The organism is Alteromonas sp. MB-3u-76 (assembly GCF_002831605.1).
In the GTDB taxonomy this organism is placed as follows: domain Bacteria; phylum Pseudomonadota; class Gammaproteobacteria; order Enterobacterales; family Alteromonadaceae; genus Alteromonas; species Alteromonas hispanica.
The window spans coordinates 748,001-770,634 of sequence record NZ_CP025115.1; the positions used below are offsets into that span (position 1 = coordinate 748,001).

Genomic DNA, 22,634 nt, shown 5'->3' on the forward strand with positions numbered 1-22,634 from the left:
TTTTGGAAACGTTTAAAGCCACACTTTTTAGTGTGGCTTTTTGTTTGCTAAACGCTATTCACATTGTCGGGGTAAACGCTGTAAGTGATGGAACAATGCCTTGCTTCTCTAAATCATTCCAATAGCGCTTTGTTTCTAATAACTGCTCTTTTATACCTAAGAAAATTTCGACTAATCTTGGGTCAAAGTGCTGATGTGCTCCCTCGGCAATATACTGAAATGCGTCGTTATCACTCCATGCGTTTTTGTATGGTCGTTTCATCGTTAACGCATCAAATACATCGGCGATAGCTACTATTCTTGCGCTTTCGGGTATCGCTTCCCCCCTTAGTCCTTTAGGGTAGCCCGTTCCGTCCCACTTTTCATGATGATTAAGAGCAATCTCAGCGGCAAGTTCGAATAGGGGCGTTTTACTTTGACACAGTATGTTATAGCCAATGGATGCATGACTTTGCATGATGTCCATTTCCTCATCAGTGAGTTTTCTAGGTGCCTTTAATATGCTATCGGGTATGCCAATTTTTCCAGTATCGTGCATGGGGGCAGCCTGTGTAAGTAGATTGGCGTCTTCATAGCTCCAACCAATGGCTAAAGCAAGACACTTGCTGTATGCAGCCATTCGCCATATATGGTGCCCAGTGTCATTGTCATTGTAATGCCCAGCCGCAGCAAGCATAGTTATGGCGCTCTGTTGGCTAGCTTGTAAATCTGCTGTTCTTTGTTCAACTAGCATCTCTGTTGTTCGCATTTGGTGGGCAAGCGAAATATGGGTTTTAACTCTAGCCAATGTAATGCTTGGCGACACAGGCTTGGTAATGTAATCAATGGCACCGAGCGCAAACCCCTTTTCTTCATCTGCGCCTTGCACCAAAGCGGTGACGAAAATAACGGGAATATTGGCATAATGTTTATTTGATTTCAGTCTGCGACATACTTCAAATCCATCCATCTCAGGCATCATTACGTCTAGCAAAATAAGATCGGGCGTAAACTTTTCAACAATTTTCAGCGCAACAATACCAGAGGGTGCTACCTTAATGTCGTAATACGGGCTTAAAATTCCGCGCAGCAAATCAATATTTGCTGGCTCATCATCTACAATGAGCACGCTAAATCGTTTACTCTGGCTTTGTAATTCACTGTTCATTGCTTAGTGCTTCCAATAGTTTGTCAGCTTGCTCATAAGCCCGTTCAAAATCATAAACAGCACAAAACTGCCCTATTCTGTCTATATAATCCACATACTCATTCTTGCTGTTATTGCGACGTACTTCTTCTATAAGATTGATTGCCTGTGCATCAAATGTCTCTAATAAAGATTTGAGTGTAGTGATACTTTCTATAAGTGGTTGTTTGTCAGCTTCTATCGACTGTTCAGTCATGTTAGTACTTTCTAATGTATGTGCAATGAGCCTTAACGTGATATCCAGACATTGCGAGAGTTTTGCAATAGCGTCAGTTAACTCATCTTTTGAGCTAAAGCTTTTATCTGTTATTTCTAGCAAAAATTGATGAAGAGATAGCGCGCCAATACTCTGAGAATCCTCCAACATATGCCTAATTAATTCGTGGTCTTTTGATAATGTGCTTTCACTAATAGCCGAAATGCTCAAAAGCTTCGACACAATTGATGCATGTTTGTAAGTGTCGTAAAACTGTCTTAGCGCAACAAGAAATGGGCTGTTGCTAGGCGGTTGTTTAATTTCTGTGTAGCCAGAGTGAATGTGCTTGTCGATGGCATGAATGATGTCATCAGCAACAGCAGGCTTAAGCAAAAACTGACACATTCCAGCGGCTAGCGCTTTTTTTTCTGCAGTAGAAGATTCATCTGCGCTCAGTGCAATAATGGGCGTGGCCCATCGGTCTTTTTGCGATAGCGCGTGGGCTACTTCTTGACCCGACAAATCTGAAAGATGGTAGTCTAAAAGAATTGCATCAAAGTGTTGTTCGTCGCACAACGCTAAAGATTCAGTACCTGAAGACGCGGTGGAAACTACCATGCCAACGTTACGCAATATTTGTTGGCTTATTTCAACACTAATTGCGTCATCATCGACCACGAGAACGTGTTTGCCAGAGAGGCGTTTCCTACGCCATTCGATGCTTTCTAAGCCATCATGAAGCTGAATATCTTTGTTTATTTTGGTTGGAGACAGTGCCGTTATCAAATCGCTGTCAGTAAATGGAAGCTCGATAACACTGATGTTTGCGATGTTGGCATTTTTTAATTTTTGTGTGACGCTCATCTTTGAACGAGGACTGACAACACAACGCAGGTTTAAGTGTTCAAAATCGCCTAAACGCAATTGATTAATAAAACGTTGCCACACTTCATCATCATCGGGTAGAAAAATAATTGACGCTTCTGTATCCTCTGGGAATAATTCAATATTGCGGTCTACAATCTCACACTCTATGCCTAAGCGCTCTAATGTCCTTTGTAATACAACACATCCCTTGGATACCGTTTCGCTGCTTTTGATGCAAAGTATTTTTTTAGCAATACCAGTAGAGGATGAGTCAGTTCGCTTAAGTTCTTGTTTACAGCAAATGGGTAAAGAGAAATAGAAGTCGCTTCCTTTTCCTTCCTCGCTGTCTACTTTTAATTGCCCGCCCATGTGCTCAACAAGGCTCTTGCAGATAGTTAACCCTAGGCCAGTGCCACCAAACTTGCGGGATATTGAATTATCAGCTTGCACGAAGGCATCAAAAAGCTTGGCCTTATTGCCCTCGCTAATACCCATGCCCGTGTCACTCACACAAAAGAAAACCTTGTCGAGTTGCTGCGATAGGGTGAGCACAATTGTGCCTGACGCAGTAAACTTGAGGGCATTGCTGAGTAAATTGAGTAATACCTGATAGATTTTTTCGCAGTCGCCTTGGTAGTTCATTGCGGGGTCGATTTGAATATCAAACAGCAACTGAATTTGTTTTTCGCTCGCCTTTGTTTGAAAAACATACGCCAGTTTTTCAATAGTATCTGCGAGGGTAAAGGTTTCGTTGGCTACTTCGAATTTACCTGCTTCTACCTTGGACAAATCTAAAATATTATTGATAAGGCTAAGCAAAGACGCCGCGTTATTTTTCACCTTTTCAAGGTACATTTGCTTTGTGTCAGTGTCTTCAGCATCAAGAGCGAGGTGAGTAAGTCCAATCACAGCATTCATTGGAGTGCGTATTTCATGACTAATCGTGGCTAAAAATTCGCTTTTTGCTCTGTTTGCACTCTCGGCTTCATCCAATGCTTGCTGGACTTGCCTTTCAACCGTTTTTTGCTCGTTGATGAGTTCTAGCATCATTTCTGAAAGAGCAGAAATATTGGCTAAATCATCCTTTATGGGAGGCTTGTTTTGGTCAACCAGTAAGAGGTTAACTGAAGAGCGGAGTGTGTTGACAACCTGTTGCTGTACGGCTAATTTATTTCTTATCTTCTCATTCGCAGCAAGCAGCTCTCTAGAACTAATTTGCAAGCTTCTTTCACGAAGTGTTAGGTCTCGCTTGTGAAATTCATACGTTTCTTCGATACGCTTTAACAGATTTATCAAGCCCTCTTGGAGCGATTTAGCGTTTAATTCCTGTGCTTCTGAATTAGCAAGTGCAGAAAGCCATTCATCAAGCCCTTCAATACTTTTTAAGCCAAAGGCCTTTTTAATTTGCCTTGCAAGCAATGAGTTCAAGGGGCGATTTCCTGAATTAACGTCATCGATAGGGTTTGATTATATAGCTTGCTCTGAGACTTATTGTCGAACGGACATATTTCGCCATAGGAATAGAAGCCTGCGATATTCGTATTTTGTGGCAGCTGTTCCTTAATACACTCTAGCTCTTCTTCAATTCTATCGCCCATAACGAGCTTTCTTCCAACGCAGCTGGTTACTAGAGCAAGGCTGTGATGCGCCTTATTCACTACTGGTGAGGAATACGTGGACTCAGCGGTAGAGAGTGCATTGGCAACCGCGAGTTGTGCTCCATCAATAAGATCATCAGTAGAAGCGTGCATCAGCCTAACGTATTCTGACTCAACCACATCACCAGCTAGGATTAAACTGTTGGTGTCTTCATCAATACCCAAAATGGTTCGAATAAGTCCGGTTCCATCCTGGTCTTTTCCAACTACTTCGAGTGGAAACAGCAGCCCATTTGCAGGCAAGTCGGAAGCGTAATCACCGAGGTAATCTTTGTAAATAGTAAGTGCAGGTACATCGTCTAATTGAAAAAGTAGGTTTTCATTTGCTTTGGTAACACTTCGTGACGGTCCGAAAGAGCGCCATCCGCCGTATGCGCCATACCCAAAGATTAAGTTCTCTCCGTAAAAACACACTGCCACTACAGTATTTTCACTAATTCCTTCTGGACTGATGACAAAGGTTTTGCCGAACGAAGCGTTATCACCAGCAAGCCCTCCGCTAACCTTCACATGGGGTGGCAGTAACTTAGTTAATCCGTTTATAAGAGCGGAGCCGTTTATGGCAAGGCCGGGGGCAAGGGTATAAACGCCTTTGAGACCTTGGGGGGGAATTTTTTGACTTAGTGCCATGCCGGTATCGAAAGAGGTCTGCATGTTTGCCAATGGCGAGGTATGAATGGCTATATCGCTACCGCACTCTAACTTTATTGCTAAAATCACAATGCTGTCTGCATACACTTGGTCTGAACTAATTTCACCAGCGGTGCTGCAACCCACAATGTTGGGAGATATCTCTCGTAACGCTAAAAACCAATCATCATTTTCAAAACACAGTGGAGAGGCATAGACAATAATAAGTGATGGGGCAAGTTCCTCGATCTTATGTCTTTGCGAACTAACTTCGTCGGAACAAGTAAATGAGAATGAGGCGGACAACATACAATATGATCAGTTTAATAAGCTATATACTACTTATAGATATAAACCCGTTAAGCATCAACCTTTAACATCTTATTCTTTAGTTGCTGCATTAGAAAGAGCGGACTATTGCCCAGAGGATAGGGAGCAACAAAAGAGCGACAAAAGGTTACAACACAAAGAAGCTTAAAATAGACCGCCCTAATGGAGGGCGGCTCATTTTTTTGCCACTAATTCGCCGCTCAATAAGCTATGTTTCTACTTGTCCCTAAGCTCCCTGCGAAGTATTTTGCCCACGGTGGACTTAGGCAATTCTTCTAGTATTTCAATAGACTTGGGCACTTTGTAATTAGTCAACTGCTCCTTACAGAAAGCGGTGACGTCGTCTACGTTAACCTCATTACTCACCGTAATGAACGCGCATACTCTTTCCCCTGTCTTATCGTCAGGTTTGCCCACTACTGCCGCTTCCATTACATCGGGGTGTGAGGTAAGAATGTCCTCAATTTCATTAGGGTATACATTGAAACCAGACACAATAATCATGTCTTTCAATCGGTCAACAATTTTGATAGCACCAGACTCTGTGCGAACGCCAATGTCTCCGGTTTTGAAAAAGCCGTCGCTGGTCATCACTTTCGCTGTTTCATCGTCTCTTTGCCAGTAGCCCAACATGACCTGGGGCCCTCTTACCGCTATTTGTCCAGACTCGCCATCAGCAACGGGTTTATCATAACTGTCTAGTAGGGCCACCTCGGTATCCTCTAGCGCCATGCCCACGGTACCTATTTCCTCTTTCCCAGGAATATTGAAAGAGACAACGGGAGCGGTTTCAGAAAGCCCATAGCCTTCGGTAATAGTGCTTGCTGTAACGCCTTTCCATATTGAAACAGCCGCTTGCGTAAGTGCTGTTCCGCCAGACATGGTTAAATGCAATTTGGAAAAGTCGAGTTTGGCGAATTCAGGGTGACGTCCTAAACCAACGAATAGGGTATTGATGCCAGCAAAGGCGGTAATTGCATGAGGTTTAAGTGTTTGAATAAACCCGTCTATATCACGAGGGTTGGGAATAAGCACAATTTGACTGCCCTTTGAGAACAGCGCCATCATACAAACGGTAAATGCATAAATATGGTAAAGAGGTAGCGGACATACAACTACTTCTTCACCGTCTTTAAATTGTTGGCCAATGCGGTCGAGCATTTGAATGCAGTTGGCTAACACATTGTTATGGCTTAATGCTGCGCCTTTGCTTACACCGGTTGTGCCGCCTGTGTATTGCAGCATGGCCAAGTCGTTTTGCTCTATTTTTTGGCGTTCAAACTCAGGAAGCGTAGTGCCTTTTTCGACAGCATCGGTAAGTGAAATCGTACCTTCAATAGCGGGAGCACTGGATGGATCGAGCAACTCTGTGGCCGACGTTGCTATGACCGTTGTTATCTCAGTATCAGTTTTTATCGCATCGAACTTAGGCAGTAAATCGCTAAGGATGATTAAAGCGGTAGCACCACTGTCAGTGAATTGATGTTTCATTTCACGTTCGGTGTAAAGCGGGTTTGTATTTACAACGACAAGGCCCGCACGCAGTGCCGCGTAAACTGCAATAGGGTTTTGAATAAGGTTAGGAAGTTGAATAGCCACACGAGAACCGGGCTTAAGCTTCGCATCGTGGACAAGATAACGAGCTAGCGCTGCTGATTTTTTATCGATGTCAGCAAATGTGAGAGTTTGCCCTAATGCCGTATAGGCAGGTCTATCAGCAAACTTCGTTAATACACTTTCAATGTAATCTGCTAAGCAGGTTACGTTTTCTGGATAAGTTATCATATTGCTTTTCCTATGAGGGCATGTATTTTTATTACCCTAACATTAGCAAAGTTAACTTTTTATTTACATGTTTGTTGGCTTATAAATGAGTATAAATTGTGGTAATGTAATTAGTAATGATCTATCACTGCTACTTAGCTCAGCTTGGCATAGCAGATTCCAGATACAAAGCCCGCAAAACACTGAGCTATTATGCCCATCCATGTTCTAGCTCCTGCAATGAGAGTGACGTTTAATATTGGCTGCATAGCCACTAGCATGACGAAAAAACCGACGGCGCCGGCGACACCAAACATGAATATGGTAATCGCATTACTCTTACTTTGACCAGCACTGGAGTTGTCTGTTTTCTTGAGCCGGTTTAATAGGAGGTGAGCAATGAAAAAGCTGATAGCCAGCGCAACCGCGATAATTATTCCATAAGTAAGGGCTAAACCACGCATATCAGCAAAAACCATATACGCCCACTTGGTTATTGGAATATCGATATTGAGCGCAACCAACTCAAAAAGCACGAAGTGAGAATGAAAAACACTAGCAAGAATAAAAGCTAAAAACCAAGCAGGAAAAAAGCGCAAAAAACAAAGTTGTAAAAAAGCTCGCATAGATTACCGCAAAAAGGTTGATTCATAGGGCGTGTAAATCTGGTATAGCATGATAGTGTTGCTAAAGAAACAATACACGAGAGTCGAAATGAAAGTATTTAAACCGTTTAAACCGTTGCTCCTTGCAAGTCTCATGGTGTTAATAAGCACGTCTATCAATGCAAAGACGCTGGAAACGTTTCTGTCAGGTGATGAATATACGATCGGTGTAGTTGTTGAAAATCTGGCATTCCCAAAGTCAATTGAAGTAATGCCAGACGGTAACATACTTATTGCTCAGCGAGATGGAGAATTAGTTCTCATCAATAAATCGAAGGAGCAAAAGCGTTTTTCTATTACATTTCCTGAATTGTATACAAAGGGGCAGGGGGGATGGTTAGATGTTATTCCAACAAACAATTTTGATGTTACCTCAAGATTACTGCTGTCTTACTCTAAAGGGGTTGATGACAACAACAAACTGGTAGTGTTGTCCGGTCTTTATTCTCCCGAAAACGGGATCACCGATCTCAAGCCTGTATTTGAAGTGAACAAAGCAAAGGACACACCTGTTCACTATGGTGCAAAGTTACTCAGTTTGGGAAATGATATTTACTTGGTAACGTCTGGCGATGGGTTTGACTACCGTGAAGATGCGCAACGAATGACCTCCCATATGGGTAAAGTACTAGGATTTACAATTAATGGCTCTCCCCTTGATAACCCTCCTTTTCCCGAACACCCATTCATTTTTAGCTTGGGGCATCGCAACCCCCAAGGGCTGGTAAAAACAGAAAAGGGCGTTATTTATCTTAATGAACATGGTCCGGACGGCGGTGACGAGATAAACCGGGTAAGCAGAGGGAAAAACTATGGTTGGCCCGTGGTCACGCTGGGCGTAGATTATTCAGGCGCGCTAATATCTCCGTTTAATACTTATACGGGGATGGAAGACCCGCTTTTAAACTGGACGCCATCTATTGCACCTTCATCTATGGCTGTTTACCAAGGCAATGCATTCCCCCAACTCAACGAAAAATTTATTGTAACGGCGCTTAAAGCTCAGCGTGCGTTTGTTATTAGTAATGATGGGATAAAGATGACTGAGCAATTGCTATTAGATAAAGTCAAAACACGATTAAGAGATGTGGCTATCGATCTTAACGGCGACATATTGCTGTTAACCGATGGAGAACAAGCCAAACTTATTAGAATATCTCCCACAAAAATGTGAAGTATTTGAACTTTAACATTGAGATGAAGTCCTCATTTCTGTTTGTAATTTGAACTGGTACAACCATAACCATAGGAAATGTCAGACATAAATATAACACCATTACTTATTTAACTGACGGTAAAGCGTTGTAAGATTCGCAAAAATAACGTTGCGGTTTTATTTTTAAGTGTTTGAAAATATTTGCTTTAATTTTTGCTTGGCAAAAATAAGCATGGCTATTATTCACTTCAGCTATCTACACTGGTGAGTATATGACCACTTTCACTCTTTTCTTACAGAGATTACGTAACGAGCAAAAATCAGTTAAAATACTTCTCAATTTTATATGCGTATAGCTAAGACCGACTTAACACTACGCCCACGTAAAACTATGACCGAGAGAACCCTATGAGTTTGTATTCAGAATATCTGGCAGAGATCGAGACCCGTAAAACGGAACTAGGTTTAAACCCTAAGCCCATCGATAGCGCTGATTTACTATCAGAAATCATTGCTCAAATTAAAGATACAGGTAATGAGCATCGTGAAGATTCTCTTAAATTCTTTATCTATAACACACTGCCAGGCACAACCAGTGCAGCGGTAGTTAAAGCAAAATTCTTGAAAGAGATTGTGCTTGGTGAAGAGAGCGTTGAAGAGATCACGCCTGAGTTTGCTTTAGAACTACTTTCTCACATGAAGGGTGGCCCCTCTGTTGAAGCATTGCTAGACCTAGCGCTTTCTGATGATGACGCAGTAGCAAAACCTGCTGCTGAAGTTGTGAAAACACAAGTTTACTTGTACGAAGCAGATATTGAGCGTTTAGAAGCGTCTTATAAAGCAGGCAACGCAATAACCAAAGAAATTCTAGAGAGCTATGCAAAAGCAGAGTTCTTCACTAAATTGCCTGATGTACCAGAAAAAATTAATGTAGTGACGTATGTTGCTGCAGAAGGTGACATTTCTACCGACTTACTTTCCCCGGGCAACCAAGCCCACTCTCGCGCAGACCGCGAACTTCACGGCAAGTGCATGATCACGCCTGAAGCACAGCAAGATATTGTTGAACTTGGTAAAAAACACCCAGACGCAAAAGTGATGCTGGTGGCTGAAAAAGGTACCATGGGCGTAGGTTCTTCACGTATGTCTGGTGTGAACAACGTAGCTCTGTGGGCCGGCGAGCCAGCAAGCCCTTATATTCCGTTTGTAAACAAAGCACCTGTTGTTGCGGGTACTAACGGTATTGCACCTATCTTCTTAACCACGGTAGATGTAACCGGTGGTATCGGTCTTGACCTTAAAAATTGGGTGAAGAAAACTGATGAAAACGGCGAAGTGGTTCGCGATGCCAATGGCGACCCAGTTCTTGAAGAAGCCTATTCAGTGGCTACAGGCACTGTATTGACTATCGATACTAAAGCTAAAAAGCTATTCAAAGGCGATGAAGAAGTCGCTGACGTATCTGGTGCCTTTACGCCGCAAAAAATGGAATTCATGAAAGCGGGTGGTTCTTACGCGGTAACTTTCGGTAAGCAGTTACAAACGTTTGCTGCAAAAACCTTAGGTATAGATGTTCCTCAAGTTTATGCACCGTCTAAAGAAGTGTCTAATGAGGGTCAAGGCCTAACAGCAGTAGAAAAAATCTTTAACCGCAATGCAGTAGGTGTTAAATCAGAAACACCACTTCACGCTGGTTCAGATGTGCGTGTTAAGGTAAATATTGTAGGTTCACAAGATACAACCGGACCGATGACATGCCAAGAGCTAGAATCTATGGCGGCATCAACCATTTCTCCACTCGTTGATGGTGCATATCAATCGGGCTGTCACACAGCATCGGTATGGGATAAGAAGGCGCAAGCTAATATTCCTAAGCTTATGTCTTTCATGAATAACTTTGGCGTAATCACAGCACGTGATCCTAAAGGCGTTTACCATGCAATGACAGACGTTATTCACAAAGTACTTAACGATATCACTGTAGACGACAGAGCCATCATCATCGGTGGTGACTCGCACACGCGTATGTCTAAAGGTGTCGCGTTCGGTGCTGACTCGGGTACGGTAGCTGTAGCACTTGCTACAGGCGAAGCGGCAATGCCAATTCCAGAGTCTGTGAAAGTAACTTTTAAAGGCGAAATGAAGAGCCACATGGACTTCCGTGATGTGGTACACGCAACACAAGCGCAAATGCTTAAGCAATTTGGCGGTGAGAACGTGTTCCAGGGCCGTGTTATCGAAGTACAAATTGGTACTTTGCTTGCCGACCAAGCATTCACGTTTACCGACTGGACTGCAGAGATGAAAGCGAAAGCATCAATCTGTATTTCAAACGATGAGACCATGATTGCATCACTTGAGCTTGCTAAAACGCGTATCAAGATAATGATCGACAAAGGCATGGACAACGACGCGAATATGCTTCAAGGTCTTATCGACCTTGCGGATAAGCGTATTGCTGAAATCAAGTCTGGTGAAGAACCAGCACTTGCACCAGACGATAACGCGAAATACTACGCGGAAGTGGTTGTTGATCTAGACCAGATCGCAGAGCCAATGATTGCCGACCCAGACGTAAACAATGATGACGTGTCTAAGCGTTATACCCATGACGTTATCCGCCCAGTTTCTTACTATGACGGTAAGGCTGTAGATTTGGCGTTTGTTGGTTCTTGTATGGTTCACAAAGGTGACATGCAGATCATTGCGCAAATGCTTCGCAACCTAGAAAAGCAAAACGGCAGTGTGTCGTTTAATGTACCGCTTGTTGTTGCTCCACCAACGTACAACATTGTTGATGAGCTAAAAGCAGAGGGCGACTGGGAAATCCTAGCTAAGTATGCTGGTTTCGAATTCGACGACGCTAAGCCTAAAGAGTCTGCACGTACTAAGTACGACAACATTATGTACCTAGAGCGTCCAGGATGTAACTTATGTATGGGTAACCAAGAAAAAGCAGAGCCTGGTGATACGGTTATTGCTACTTCTACGCGCTTGTTCCAAGGTCGGGTTGTTGCTGACTCTGAAGAGAAGAAAGGTGAGTCGCTACTAGGCTCTACGCCACTAGTAGTACTTTCTGCTGTGCTAGGTCGTTTCCCAACTATGGATGAGTACAAAGCAGCGGTTGAGGGTATTAACCTTACGGACTTCGCTCCACCGTCAGAAGACATGGCAGTTGCGCCTAAGTTTACACCAGATGTAGCAGTTCAAAACGTTTAATTTGAACGTCTGGTTTCAAGGCGTAAAGTAACATTCTATTGAAACCAAGTTAATCTATTGAAAAGCCCCAACGTGAGTTGGGGCTTTTTTGTTTGCCCAGCGAAGCTGGCAAACCCGTCAGGTTGGAAGAAACCTGAATCACCCAGACTGAGGGGAAGATAATCCGAATGGCAAGGGCGCTATTGGCCAACGATATGACGTGGTCCAATTGAATTGACCAGTCCAGTTAAGAGTATAATATCAGCTTAACTGGAGAAAGAGATGCCTGAAAGAAAGCGTTACACCAAAGAATTTAAACTCGATGCGGTTAGTCTTGTGCTTGATCAAGGCCATAGCAGAACCGATGTTGCCAAAATGTTAGATGTTAACAATCAGATGATCAGTCGCTGGGTCAAGGAATACCAGCAAGATGATGATGGGCAAGCATTTAGGGGCAACGGTAAATTAACACCAGAGCAAGAAGAGATCCGTCGACTTAAAGCGCAGGTCAAACAGCTTGAAATGGAAAAGCGCATATTAAAGGAAGCGACGGTCTTTTTCGCCAAGGAAACGAAATAAAATATCGTTTCATCGCGCAACGTAAAAAGACCTATCCAGTCGATTTAATGTGTCGACTGTTGGGCGTGAATAGAAATGGCTTCTACCGGTATATGAAGAAGCAGGAATGGCCGCAGACGCAGAAGGATAACGAAAAAGCTGAGATGCTCGAATGGATTGAAGCCATAGATGTTGCGAGTGAGCATACATACGGTAGCCGCAGAATGCAGCGAGCATTGAACTGTTTAGGTTATCCAGTAGGCCGACAGCAAACGCGGCAGTTAATGAAAGAAGCCAACGTAAAGGTTCGATACAAGAAGAAGTATAAAATCACCACCAATAGTGATCACGACAAGCCCGTATTCGACAATGTACTCAACCGTGAGTTTGACGTTAACGCACCGGACCAAGCGTATGTTTGCGATATTACCTACGTCTGGACACGTGAAGGTTGGTTGTATTTAGCCGTGGTTATTGATCTGTTCTCGCGGAAGGTTGTGGGCTGGAGTATGGGTTCACGAATGAAGGCCAAGCTTGTTTGCGATGCACTGACAATGGCGATTTGGCAACGTCGCCCGAAGCCAGGATTGATTGTTCATTCTGACAGAGGAAGTCAGTATGCAAGTGACCAGTATCGTCGATTATTGAAAGGCCATGGTTTTATTGGCAGCATGAGTCGAAAAGGCGACTGTTGGGATAATGCCGTGGTAGAGAGTTTCTTCGGTACACTGAAACAAGAACGTGTGCATTGGAAGTCATATCAAACCCGTCTCGAAGCACAGCAAGATATCTTGCAGTACATCGCGATGTTTTATAATCCGATGCGGTTACATTCATACTTAGGATATATGAGTCCGAATCAGTATGAAGTGGCAGCATTGAAACAGAAGAAAGTAGCTTAACTGGGTTGGTCAATTTTGGTTGACCACGTCAATAGGGTCTGAAGGAAGCCATAGGAAGTTAGAGGTACACAACGCAAGTGAACCTGATTCGGCAAGACAGGAGGGTAAGCGTGCAAAATAGCGCGAAGCCCGATACTCAGTCAGTCCTGTTTTGTGTTTGAGGGTGGAATTTCTAACAGGGAGCCATAACGTGGTTACCAGCACAGTAACTGGGGAAGCCTGGCATTAGATCCAATCAAATGGTTGGACGTATCGTTCAAGGAGTGATCCAAGAATGTTGCGAGTGTGAGGTGGCATAACGTGGTTACCAGATAGAACCCGTAGTAGTGAGTAAGGCTAGGCCGATGAAAGCCAGTAATGGTGTGGAGGGTAAAACCAAGCCGACTATCAGCATTGTGTTTGATAGGATCTATTTTAGCCAAAAGCTTAAATGGATTGCGAAGGGGGGAAGCAGACTTTAAGACTCTGATGAGTTGTGAGTTTTTTTATCATTGATACACAAGCCGCCAGATCAGCGGGACAAGTCGAATCGGTGCGCTAGGAATAGTGATGTCTGGTGAGACAGGCCGTATATGGGAAGTAATTGTAGTCAAATTTGGTAGATTGCCTCAGTGCTAGAACGCCAAACCCTGCAATGAAAGTTACCACAATGTTAGAAAATGAACGATGTCCATAGGGCGCACGATACTAGATTGCAAATTAGCATTGTGTCACTTAGCAAGTGATATGAAGTATGCAGGAGCCGTATACGAGGCCCGTACGTACGGTTCTGTGAGAGGGATGAGGCGCAAGCCTCACCCTACTCGATATGCATTTGTCATCTTATTCACGTGTACATATGTCCCGTCGATTAGCAAAAATTCCATTCTGTCGAAATACCGAAAGACTTCTATTCGTGACTTACGGCTAATTTACATGTTGCGGGTTTAGCCTATACTCAAGCCTTGAAAAATATTTAAACATTGGGTAGTGGAATTCAATGGAGAAGGTCCCGAACGACAAGGCACCCTCAGACACGATATCTATAAATATTAGGGGCTCTAAGGCTTTCGCAGATACAACGACGAAGTCACTTCGCAGAGTGTTTTTTCAGTTAATGGCTGTTTTTTCACTCATTATGATTGTCGTCATCGTAGTGGCTCGTCCTGACAATATTGCCATTGCGCTTAGCATCGGAATTTGGTGTTTTGTTGCTTCTTGCGCTGCACTGTATTGCAGAAAACATAGTGCTTCAATTGCGAAGCTGTGGGCGTTGGTAACATGCCCTTTGCACCGGTTATTGTGGTAATTAACGGGCTTTTACCCGCATCTCTCATCCCTTTAATGACATTATTTCCTATCGTATTCCTTACTGGAAAGTGGATACTTTGCTCCATGATCATTATCGCGGGCAGTACGCTGCTAGTACCATTTCACGAGGGGGGATACAACGAGGCAATATGGATAAGATTAAGCATTACGAATATTGTAGTGTCGGTACTCATCTACCAGCTTGTGAGCCGATTAGAAATAGCGCTAGCCGAAAGTAATGTAAAAACAGTTGAGCTTAATCGGGCGCTAGCAAAAGAGCGAGAGGCATCGGCTGCGCAGTCACGTTTTTTAGCCACCATGTCTCACGAAATACGCACTCCCCTTAATGGGATCCTTGGGCTTACTGACGTTGTGTTATCTAAAGAGATTAGCGAAAACGCAAGGCCAAATTTAAACAGAATTCAACAATCAGGGATATCCTTACATCGTATATTAAACGACGTTCTTGATGTGTCTAAGCTCAGTGCTGGCAAGCTGTCTATAGAGTCAGCGCCATTTGACCTGGTTTCTACAGTGAACAGTTGCGTGTCGTTTTATTCTCAGCTTGCGCAAAATAAGGGTATTGCTCTTGAATTAAGTATTGCCAATGGAATTGATGCAAGCGTAACCGGTGATGCTGTTCGACTCTCGCAAATACTCAATAATCTAATTAACCCCAACTCGGTTTAAGAAATTGAACTAAATGCCCGTTCCAAGATCCGATCTTTCGACCAAGAAAGTGGGAACAGAACAAAAGGAACAGGCATGAAGAATTTAGTAGAGTTGTACTGTGATGTCGATGATTTTTGCAAAGTATTCATTCCACAATGGCAAAAGCAGCTACTAGAAGATGGTAGTCGCCAAAGGCGCAGAGATAGTCGTATGTCTATGGGCGAAATGATGACAGTCGTCATTGGTTTCCATATGAGCCATCATCGTGATTTCAAGAATTATTACCTAGGCTATGTCTCGTGTTTTTATAAAAAGGACTTCCCTAAATTATTGAGCTACACACGATTTTTGGAAGTGATGCCTAGGGTCTGTTGATCTTTGCTGTACATATTTCACTCAGCAGTACATGGGTAGCCACATCATTGAAAATGCCAGTGATACCATGCTGGCATAATTCCTTGCTAATTTTTCATACCTCGTTGATATTGAACGATAATGCTTTATTCGAGCAAAGGCGTTTTCAACAAGGTGACGATATTTATAGAGACACCAATCAACGCTGTCTTTATCTATATCCTGACCATAGTTTCGTTTGGGTATGACTGAAGCACCACCTTTAGCTTCAATATATTTCCTCAAAGTATCACTATCGTACCCTTTGTCGCCGACGAAAATGTTAACTTCTCTTAAGTGATCAACTAGACTTTGAGCGCGAGCGATATCATTTCTCTGGCCTTCTGACAGTTCAAAATATATGGGGAGCCCGCCACTATCCACGGCTAGATGAATTTTTGTTGAGTTACCACCTCGGCTCTTTCCAATGCATTCATTATCAGTAGTAGCAGCTCCGGTACTATGCTGATGAGCTTTAATAATTGAACCGTCAGCAAAGACCCAATCGTAATCAGCTAGTTTAGCTAACTCATTGAATAACATATTCAATAAACCTTTCTTTGACCATAAATTGAATCGGCGATAAACGGCGCTCCATCTGCCAAATTCTGCCGGTAAATCACGCCAAGGAATACCGGTTCTCAGCCGGAATAATATCCCTTCAAACGTCATTCTATGTTCTGGTTTGTTGTAAATGCGGCCAGTGCTCTTCATTACTTGAAGTAGCTTTTGCCACCGCTTATCAGTTAGCATTAGTCTTGGCATGGTAGTGAGTTGTTCTTTTACTTTTGGCGAAGCAAATTATAACTCTTTACCATGCTGTTCAAAAACTAATCACGAAAGATCAACACGCCTTAGTCTTATTGTACCCATGTGTGCTTATTTCACTTCACTCAAAGGTAAACCCACAGGTATTGAATTCATTGACTCTACAACCTTAAAAGTGTGCCATAACATTCGGATACCAAGGCATAAGACCTTTGAGGGTGTTGCACAAAGAGGAAAAGGTACGATGGGCTGGTTCTATGGGTTCAAGTTACATTTAATTGTAAACTATAAGGGGGAGATTGTTGCCGCTAAAGTCACCACAGGTAACGTGCACGATACCAAGCCAGTCGAAGAGCTAGCGGAAGGTTTAACAGATAAACTTTACGGCGACAAAGGCTACTTAAGCAATGCGCTCAAAGACAATTTATTTGATAAAGGCGTCACGCTTATCACAACGGTTCGTAAGAATATGAAAGCAAAAGCGATGTCATTATGGGATCGGGCAATGCTGTCAAAGCGATTCATTATCGAGACGATTAACGACCAATTAAAGAATATATCTTTCATTGAACACTCTCGTCATCGCAGTATTAATGGTTTTACGCTTAACTTGATGGCTGGACTGGTGGCTTATTGTCTCAAAGAAAACAAGCCATCCCTTAATTTAACTGACGTTGAGAGAAATTCCATGGTCATCGCTTAAACCGATCTGGGGTTATTTATTATTTATTATTTATTACAGGGCAAGATCATGAACATAAATCGTTCAATTGACGTTTGAATCGCCAACAACTCTGGACGATAGTAAGCGTCTGTGATCTTATACTCTCTTTTGCGGAGAGAGTCATGGAAACAGGCGCATTTGAACAGTTTTTTGGTGAGTTAGAAGATCCCAGACAGTCAGCCAAGGTAGCCCATTTATTTACTGATATTTTATTTTTGGTGGTATGTGCGTCCATCGCTGGAGCCAAAGGATGGGAAGATATCGAAGATTTTGGCGATCTGCATTTTGACTAGTTTGCCGCTAAGGGATTATTCAAGAACGGCTTACCGGTTCATGACACCATAGCGCGTGTGATATCGCGGATAGACAGTGGGCAGTTTCAGCGTTGTTTTATCGGCTGGATGCAATCGGTGGTGGAGTTATCCGAGGGGAAACTCATTGCTATTGATGGCAAGCGGCTTTGTGGCTCTTATAACCGGGAAAACAGGCAGTCGGCTATCCACATGGTTAACGCCTTTGCCTCAGAGAATAACGTCGTATTAGGACAGATTAAAACTCAGAGCAAATCGAATGAAATCACCGCCATTCCAGCTTTGCTGACTATGCTGGACATAAAAGGCTGTCTGATATCCATTGATGCAATGGGCTGCCAGAAAGAAATCGCTGAGCAAATTATTGATGGTGGTGGTGACTACCTTCTGGCCCTGAAAGGAAATCAAAAAGAGCTGCATGATGCCGTCCGTAAGGCGCTTTCTGGTGCGATAAATCAGGAAGTAATTTGTCTGGAAAAAGCTCACGGAAGAAGTGAAGCCAGAGCGTATCATGTAATGGAAGCGGGTTCGTTAACGGATAACTTCTGTGAATGGAAAGAACTGAAAACTATTGGTGTAGCACTGAGCTATCGGCAGACGAAACAGGGTAAAGAATCCCTTGAGTATCGTTACTACATTAGTTCTGCCAAGTTATCAAAAGCCCGATTTGCAAATGCAGTACGGAGTCATTGGGCTGTAGAAAACAGCCTTCATTGGGTGCTTGATGTCTCGATGAAAGAGGACGAATGCCAAATATATCGTGGCAATGCTGCTGATATATTATCGGGTGCGAGGAAGCTGGCCTTGAATATGCTTCGTGCAGAAACCACCAGAAAAGTCAGTATTCCTCGCAAGCAAAAGCGCGCACATGGCTGCACTGAGTACCTGGAACAGTTATTAACAGCGGGGTTGGGAAGGTTGAGTAAAAATTAAGCATTCATGCTCTCACCCTGCGATATCAAGCGCTCACTTATTGAGTGCCCGTTTATCCTTGGAGAACACTTGAGTCTGTTGAGTGGTTGGGAAATTAACTTTCCGTGACGGGCATAGTGCGCCCAAGCTTGTCGCTCAACCATCGCACAAATGGACGATGCTTTCGGATTTTTTTGACGCTTTCGGGTAAGTGCAAAGCGTTATGAGGCGTATATTCAAGAAAAAATGCGTTTAGTTTCTCTCTGATATATTTTTTAGGCTTTTTATGCCAATAGTGATAAATGTTTGCGTTACCAACGTTTTTAATGGTGCCGTTCAAGTCCAGAACAATGCCCACCGCAAGCTGTTCAGCAGTGTGCCAGTGGGTTAACCTGTTGATCTGACGCATTAATAACAGTGCCTTTTCAATCAAATCGACCGACTCTTCAGACACGCCTATCACGCCAGAATTATACATAGGCGAAGCTTTTGTAACTTTGATCAACCCTTCCTTGGACACCTCGAATTGTTTTCCAATCGCTTTTTTGTAGTGCCTATAAAACTTTTTCTCGCCAAGCCTGCCTTCCTTTTTATGCATCAGAAATTGTGCTTTATCGATATCGTCAAACAGGTGCACCAGATTTCTTTCTATAATAGTGTCGCTGTCGATAAAAATAAGTTTTTTAGCATAGTTCTCAAGAATGTGCTTTACCCCTCTTAATTTCAGTTCAAAATGATAGCTAGTACCTTGCAGCCAGTCTTGCCTGGTCTTTTCACTCATTAAAATTGGCGTTACACCTTGAATATTTTCAAAGTCACCAGTTCGTTCTACCAGGACTAAAATGGGAATTTCTGGCGTTGATAAGCGCAAAGTTAAAATGCTGTAAGCCGCCTCCTTATAATATATGTCGTCCCCATAAACGACATATACGAAAGCTCGCTCTACCTTTGAAGCTTTGTCTAAATTTTCTATTTGACTCATTTGTTTTACCTGCTTTGTAGTGTGCTGCCAAATAATTGGCTTGTTGTACTAAGAGCCTGCTGAGTAAACTTTGCTGGCATTAACCGAAGCTGTTTTCTTGAACACTGATCGCTCAAGCTCTGACAAATTGAAATGTATTTAGTTTAATTTCTTGGGAAAATTGTTAATTGGAAGGAGCGCCCTGAAATATTTATTAGCACCTGGCAGCCAAAGAAAACATCTGTCAGTGCCCAGATCACTTTTAACAACGTCTATTCATGTATTCCTGGACGATCAAAAATTACTTACCGAGTGCCTTAGCCGCTATATTGACTTTTATGGCATACGTTGATCTCAAGCTCATTCGCGCCAGGCTTACCTCTAGACTGGAAGACAGCGAACTTATTGCATATAACTTGTCATTTGATGTACATGAGATGCCTTTACCTTTCGGTTTCATGTCATCAACGAAAGTGACCATGTGGCAATCAGATGCACCTAAGAAACGCAGCTTCGTCACCAATAGTCCGCTTATCATTCATCCCTACACAGTTGCCCTGGTGATTGTAGAGTAATGAGGCCAATCGTACGGTTATGCCATTACATTAAGTTAAGATATACTCTTACCTCTCTATTAATAAAAGGTAATTTATGATCCCCTGTAGCGTGTTTATTGTTGCGCAAGATGAAGCCAACAACATTGAGCGAGTGTTACGCTCCGTGAGTGATTTTGCACAAGTATTAGTTGTGGACTCCGGTAGCACCGACAACACCGTTGCATTGGCTGAAGCAATGGGCGCAGAGGTTATCCATCAAGATTGGCTGGGTTATGCAGGGCAAAAGCAGTTTGCTTTAAGCTTATGTCAACAAGATTGGGTATTAAACCTTGATGCTGATGAAGCGCTTACCCCTGAGTGTATAGCCGTGATCAAACAAACCATAATCCGCAATGATATCGCCGCATTGCGTTTTGCCCGTAATGATATATTTATGAACCAATTGCCAAACAAATGGATGAAAAAACCCAATAATCTGCGTTTATATCGTCGACAATTAGCCCATTTTGATACAAGCGAACAAGTCCATGAAAGTGCCATTGTAGAGGGAAAAGAAATTCGAACACAGGTGGCTTTTACCCACTTTGGATATAATCGTATTGATGCCTTGGTTGCCAAGAATAATTTGTATTCTTCATTTAGAGCAGAAGATAAATTTGCTCGCAATAAGCGCCCTAGCCTAATTAAACTGGCCCTTGTTTTACCCTTCACATTCTTGCAGAAATATTTTTTACAAGGGCGTATAACCAATGGTAAACGAGGCTTAATATTAGCCACCATTGATGCGTTCTATGCTTTTTTGAAAGAAGCTAAGCTATGGGAAAAGTATCTTGTAGACAGTGATCCAAACAAAAAATCAAAATAAAAAACCCTTTTTAAAACGTCACTCGTTAGTTGTTAGTAAGACTTCTATTTTGTTATGAAACAAGGAAAAAACATGCTTACATCTACGCTATTACACAAATATAAACTGACATTAGTAGCAGCATCAGTGACCTTTTTATTTGCCTGTGCTGGGCCTGATAATCAAACCGAAAACAAACAAGCAGAAACACCTGAACAAGCCACTGAGCGTGAGGTGGTGAAGAGTGACTCAGTGACTCAAACGAAAACGACTGTAAGCAGAATACACATAGCCGAACAGCACGCCATTGGCAAAGCCAACAAGAACCCCAATTTGAAGGTTCCTGATTATTACATTAGGTTGCATAACGAAAATTATGATTCCAAAGATAAAAAACTTTTATTCAACAAGGTTGAGTTAATTGTTAACTGTGAATAACTATTTGCATTTCGGGGGGGGGAAAATCTGTTTTCGACCCTTCTGTACAAAAACGTCAGTGGGTTGGAAATTGATTTCTCGGGTGCGCTAAGCACAATAAAGCGACGTTGACAAGGTCGCTCTTGACTGGCAGTTGCCATTCTAAGGTTGGAAATATCAACTGAGAAGTGAGTGAAAATTCGACATTTAATGAGTTGTTTGCGGTTTTAGTTGACTGACAAAAAACATCCAAACCGGACATTCAACCAGTCGTAAGTTAGGTCTTTTTTTGCCACACTCGTCGGTACATAATTCAGTGATGAACGAATGTGCTGGCAAAGCAACAAAGTGAAACATACAAGCGCCATCGACCAGAAACAACGCTACTCTATCAATTGGTTGAACGTTACTACCCAGACTTTACCGCAAACCTAGCCGACCAAGGCAAGTATTTACCCAATTATGTTGAGCGTGAGTTTGATGATTTCTTGCGTTGTGGACGACTAGAGCACGGCTTTTTACGCGTGGTGTGTAATGACTGCAAGCATGAAAAGTTAGTCGCTTTTAGCTGTAAACGCAGAGGTTTCTGTCCTAGCTGCGGAGCCAGAAGAATGGCAGAAAGTGCAGCGCTACTTGTAGATGACGTATTACTTGGTTATCCAATTCGTCAGTGGGTCTTAAGCTTACCTATTCCACTTCGATTACTGCTAGCAAGAAACCCAAGTGAATTGAGCAAAGTGATGCAAATCATTCACCGCGCCATTTCCACGCACATTGTGAACAAGGCCGGCTTTACCAACAAACAATCGAAAACTGGGGCTGTTACCCTTATTCAGCGATTTGGTAGCGCCCTCAATCTAAACATCCATTTCCATATGCTGTTTTTAGAAGGAGTAATCAGTGAAAATCCATGGGGTGGTACGACTTTTACCCGCATCAAAGCGCCGTCCCATAGCGACATGGTGGAGCTAGTTCACACCATTAGCTATCGAATTGCCAACTATTTGGAGAAAGTGGGGTTAGTGGAGCGCGACATAGAAAACAGTTTTCTTAACTTACCTATTGATGATGAAGATAGTCTATTGCAGTTGCAAGGGGCCTCCGTCAGCTATCGGATTGCCATGGGACCACAACAAGGTCAAAAGGTGTTTACACTACAGACACTCCCTGCCAGCAATGAAGGCGAATATGGTCAGTTAGCCAATACCTCAGGTTTTTCCTTACACGCAGGGGTCTTCGCTAATGCCGATGAGCCAGAGAAGTTAGAAAGACTATGTCGCTACATCAGCCGCCCAGCGATTAGTGAACAGCGTTTAAGTATGACTGACCATGGAAAAGTGCGCTATGAATTAAAAACACCCTATCGAGACGGCACAACACATGTATTCTTTGAACCGCTCGACTTTATTGGCAAACTAGTGGCCCTCATTCCACCGCCAAGACTAAATCTCACCCGATTTTATGGGGTATTTGCTCCCAACAGCAATCTAAGAGCACAAATTACTGCGTCACAGAGAGGCAAAAACAGCCCGAAAATTGTCAATCAAAAAGATGGGCAATCAGATAAACCTTACCATGCAAGGGCTATGTCATGGGCACAGCAGGGCGAGATCGCGAACATTATTTGATCAAATTTAACTGTTAGTTGACGACCTGGTCTGGCTATGATCATATG

General features: G+C 42.9%; 15 protein-coding genes and 4 pseudogenes. 11 read left to right on the top strand and 8 right to left on the bottom strand.

Going from position 1 to position 22,634, the window contains the following annotated elements; genetic code table 11:
* Positions 1-58 precede the first annotated feature (58 nt).
* The 5 genes from CW735_RS03290 to CW735_RS03310 all read right to left on the bottom strand — a co-directional run bounded on the left by CW735_RS03290 (position 59) and on the right by CW735_RS03310 (position 7,257).
* Positions 59-1,147: a response regulator gene (locus CW735_RS03290; RefSeq protein WP_100970920.1), complete on the bottom strand. Its 1,089-nt coding sequence runs from the start codon at positions 1,145-1,147 to the stop codon at positions 59-61.
* Entirely contained in the window at positions 1,137-3,677 is a 2,541-nt protein-coding gene (locus tag CW735_RS03295) for a hybrid sensor histidine kinase/response regulator (RefSeq protein WP_100970921.1), read from the bottom strand. Before CW735_RS03295 ends, CW735_RS03290 begins: the two co-directional genes overlap by 11 nt.
* On the bottom strand, positions 3,674-4,846 hold the full coding sequence (locus CW735_RS03300) for an FIST signal transduction protein (RefSeq protein WP_100970922.1): 1,173 nt from the start codon (positions 4,844-4,846) through the stop codon (positions 3,674-3,676). Before CW735_RS03300 ends, CW735_RS03295 begins: the two co-directional genes overlap by 4 nt.
* A 237-nt stretch (positions 4,847-5,083) precedes the next feature.
* The gene (locus CW735_RS03305; protein WP_100970923.1) at positions 5,084-6,652 is read right to left on the bottom strand and encodes an AMP-binding protein; all 1,569 of its coding nucleotides are present in this window, start codon (positions 6,650-6,652) and stop codon (positions 5,084-5,086) included.
* A 134-nt stretch (positions 6,653-6,786) separates the two neighbouring features.
* Positions 6,787-7,257 (bottom strand): hypothetical protein, encoded by a 471-nt coding sequence (locus CW735_RS03310; RefSeq protein WP_100970924.1) that lies wholly within the window; start codon positions 7,255-7,257, stop codon positions 6,787-6,789.
* Between the two features lie 88 nt (positions 7,258-7,345).
* Here CW735_RS03310 and CW735_RS03315 point away from each other — a divergent pair, with 88 nt between their 5' ends.
* From CW735_RS03315 to CW735_RS03325, 3 genes are all read left to right on the top strand, one after another.
* The gene (locus CW735_RS03315) at positions 7,346-8,470 is read left to right on the top strand and encodes a PQQ-dependent sugar dehydrogenase (protein ID WP_100970925.1); all 1,125 of its coding nucleotides are present in this window, start codon (positions 7,346-7,348) and stop codon (positions 8,468-8,470) included.
* A 390-nt stretch (positions 8,471-8,860) separates the two neighbouring features.
* Positions 8,861-11,671, top strand: a complete 2,811-nt coding sequence (locus CW735_RS03320; RefSeq protein WP_100970926.1) for a bifunctional aconitate hydratase 2/2-methylisocitrate dehydratase — start codon at positions 8,861-8,863, stop codon at positions 11,669-11,671.
* 261 nt (positions 11,672-11,932) lie between these two features.
* A protein-coding gene (locus tag CW735_RS03325) for an IS3 family transposase (RefSeq protein WP_100970927.1) occupies positions 11,933-13,110 on the top strand; the annotation gives its coding sequence in 2 pieces (ribosomal slippage) (positions 11,933-12,182 and positions 12,182-13,110; 1,179 coding nt in all).
* A 9-nt stretch (positions 13,111-13,119) separates the two neighbouring features.
* Here CW735_RS03325 and CW735_RS19490 read toward each other — a convergent pair.
* Positions 13,120-13,314 (bottom strand): hypothetical protein, encoded by a 195-nt coding sequence (locus CW735_RS19490; RefSeq protein WP_157812639.1) that lies wholly within the window; start codon positions 13,312-13,314, stop codon positions 13,120-13,122.
* Between the two features lie 1,056 nt (positions 13,315-14,370).
* On the opposite strand from CW735_RS19490, the gene CW735_RS03335 reads away from it, so the two are divergent.
* Both CW735_RS03335 and CW735_RS03340 read left to right on the top strand, forming a co-directional pair.
* The gene (locus CW735_RS03335; protein ID WP_100970928.1) at positions 14,371-15,090 is read left to right on the top strand and encodes a sensor histidine kinase; all 720 of its coding nucleotides are present in this window, start codon (positions 14,371-14,373) and stop codon (positions 15,088-15,090) included.
* A gap of 75 nt (positions 15,091-15,165) precedes the next feature.
* A pseudogene (locus tag CW735_RS03340) lies at positions 15,166-15,435 on the top strand (IS982 family transposase); the annotation flags it as partial.
* Positions 15,436-15,468: 33 nt separating this feature from the next.
* Here the strand turns inward: CW735_RS03340 and CW735_RS03345 are convergent.
* A complete protein-coding gene (locus tag CW735_RS03345) occupies positions 15,469-16,230 on the bottom strand; it encodes an IS5 family transposase (RefSeq protein WP_100970740.1) in 762 nt (253 codons plus the stop codon).
* A gap of 94 nt (positions 16,231-16,324) precedes the next feature.
* Between CW735_RS03345 and CW735_RS03350 the strand changes: the two are divergent.
* Positions 16,325-16,936 (top strand): annotated as a pseudogene (locus CW735_RS03350) (IS982 family transposase); the annotation flags it as partial.
* 143 nt (positions 16,937-17,079) lie between these two features.
* Positions 17,080-18,201 (top strand): annotated as a pseudogene (locus tag CW735_RS03355) (ISAs1 family transposase).
* A gap of 94 nt (positions 18,202-18,295) precedes the next feature.
* On the opposite strand, the gene CW735_RS03360 reads toward CW735_RS03355, so the two are convergent.
* A complete protein-coding gene (locus CW735_RS03360) occupies positions 18,296-19,162 on the bottom strand; it encodes a hypothetical protein (RefSeq protein ID WP_100970929.1) in 867 nt (288 codons plus the stop codon).
* Positions 19,163-19,479: 317 nt separating this feature from the next.
* Between CW735_RS03360 and CW735_RS03365 the strand changes: the two genes are divergently transcribed.
* From CW735_RS03365 to CW735_RS03380, 4 genes and pseudogenes are all read left to right on the top strand, one after another.
* A complete protein-coding gene (locus CW735_RS03365; protein WP_071978367.1) occupies positions 19,480-19,716 on the top strand; it encodes a hypothetical protein in 237 nt (78 codons plus the stop codon).
* Positions 19,717-19,792: 76 nt separating this feature from the next.
* Complete coding sequence (locus tag CW735_RS03370) at positions 19,793-20,563, top strand: glycosyltransferase family 2 protein (protein WP_071978366.1); 771 nt, start codon at positions 19,793-19,795, stop codon at positions 20,561-20,563.
* 72 nt (positions 20,564-20,635) lie between these two features.
* A complete protein-coding gene (locus tag CW735_RS03375; RefSeq protein ID WP_071978365.1) occupies positions 20,636-20,980 on the top strand; it encodes a hypothetical protein in 345 nt (114 codons plus the stop codon).
* A gap of 308 nt (positions 20,981-21,288) precedes the next feature.
* A pseudogene (locus CW735_RS03380) lies at positions 21,289-22,563 on the top strand (transposase); the annotation flags it as partial.
* Positions 22,564-22,634 lie beyond the last annotated feature (71 nt).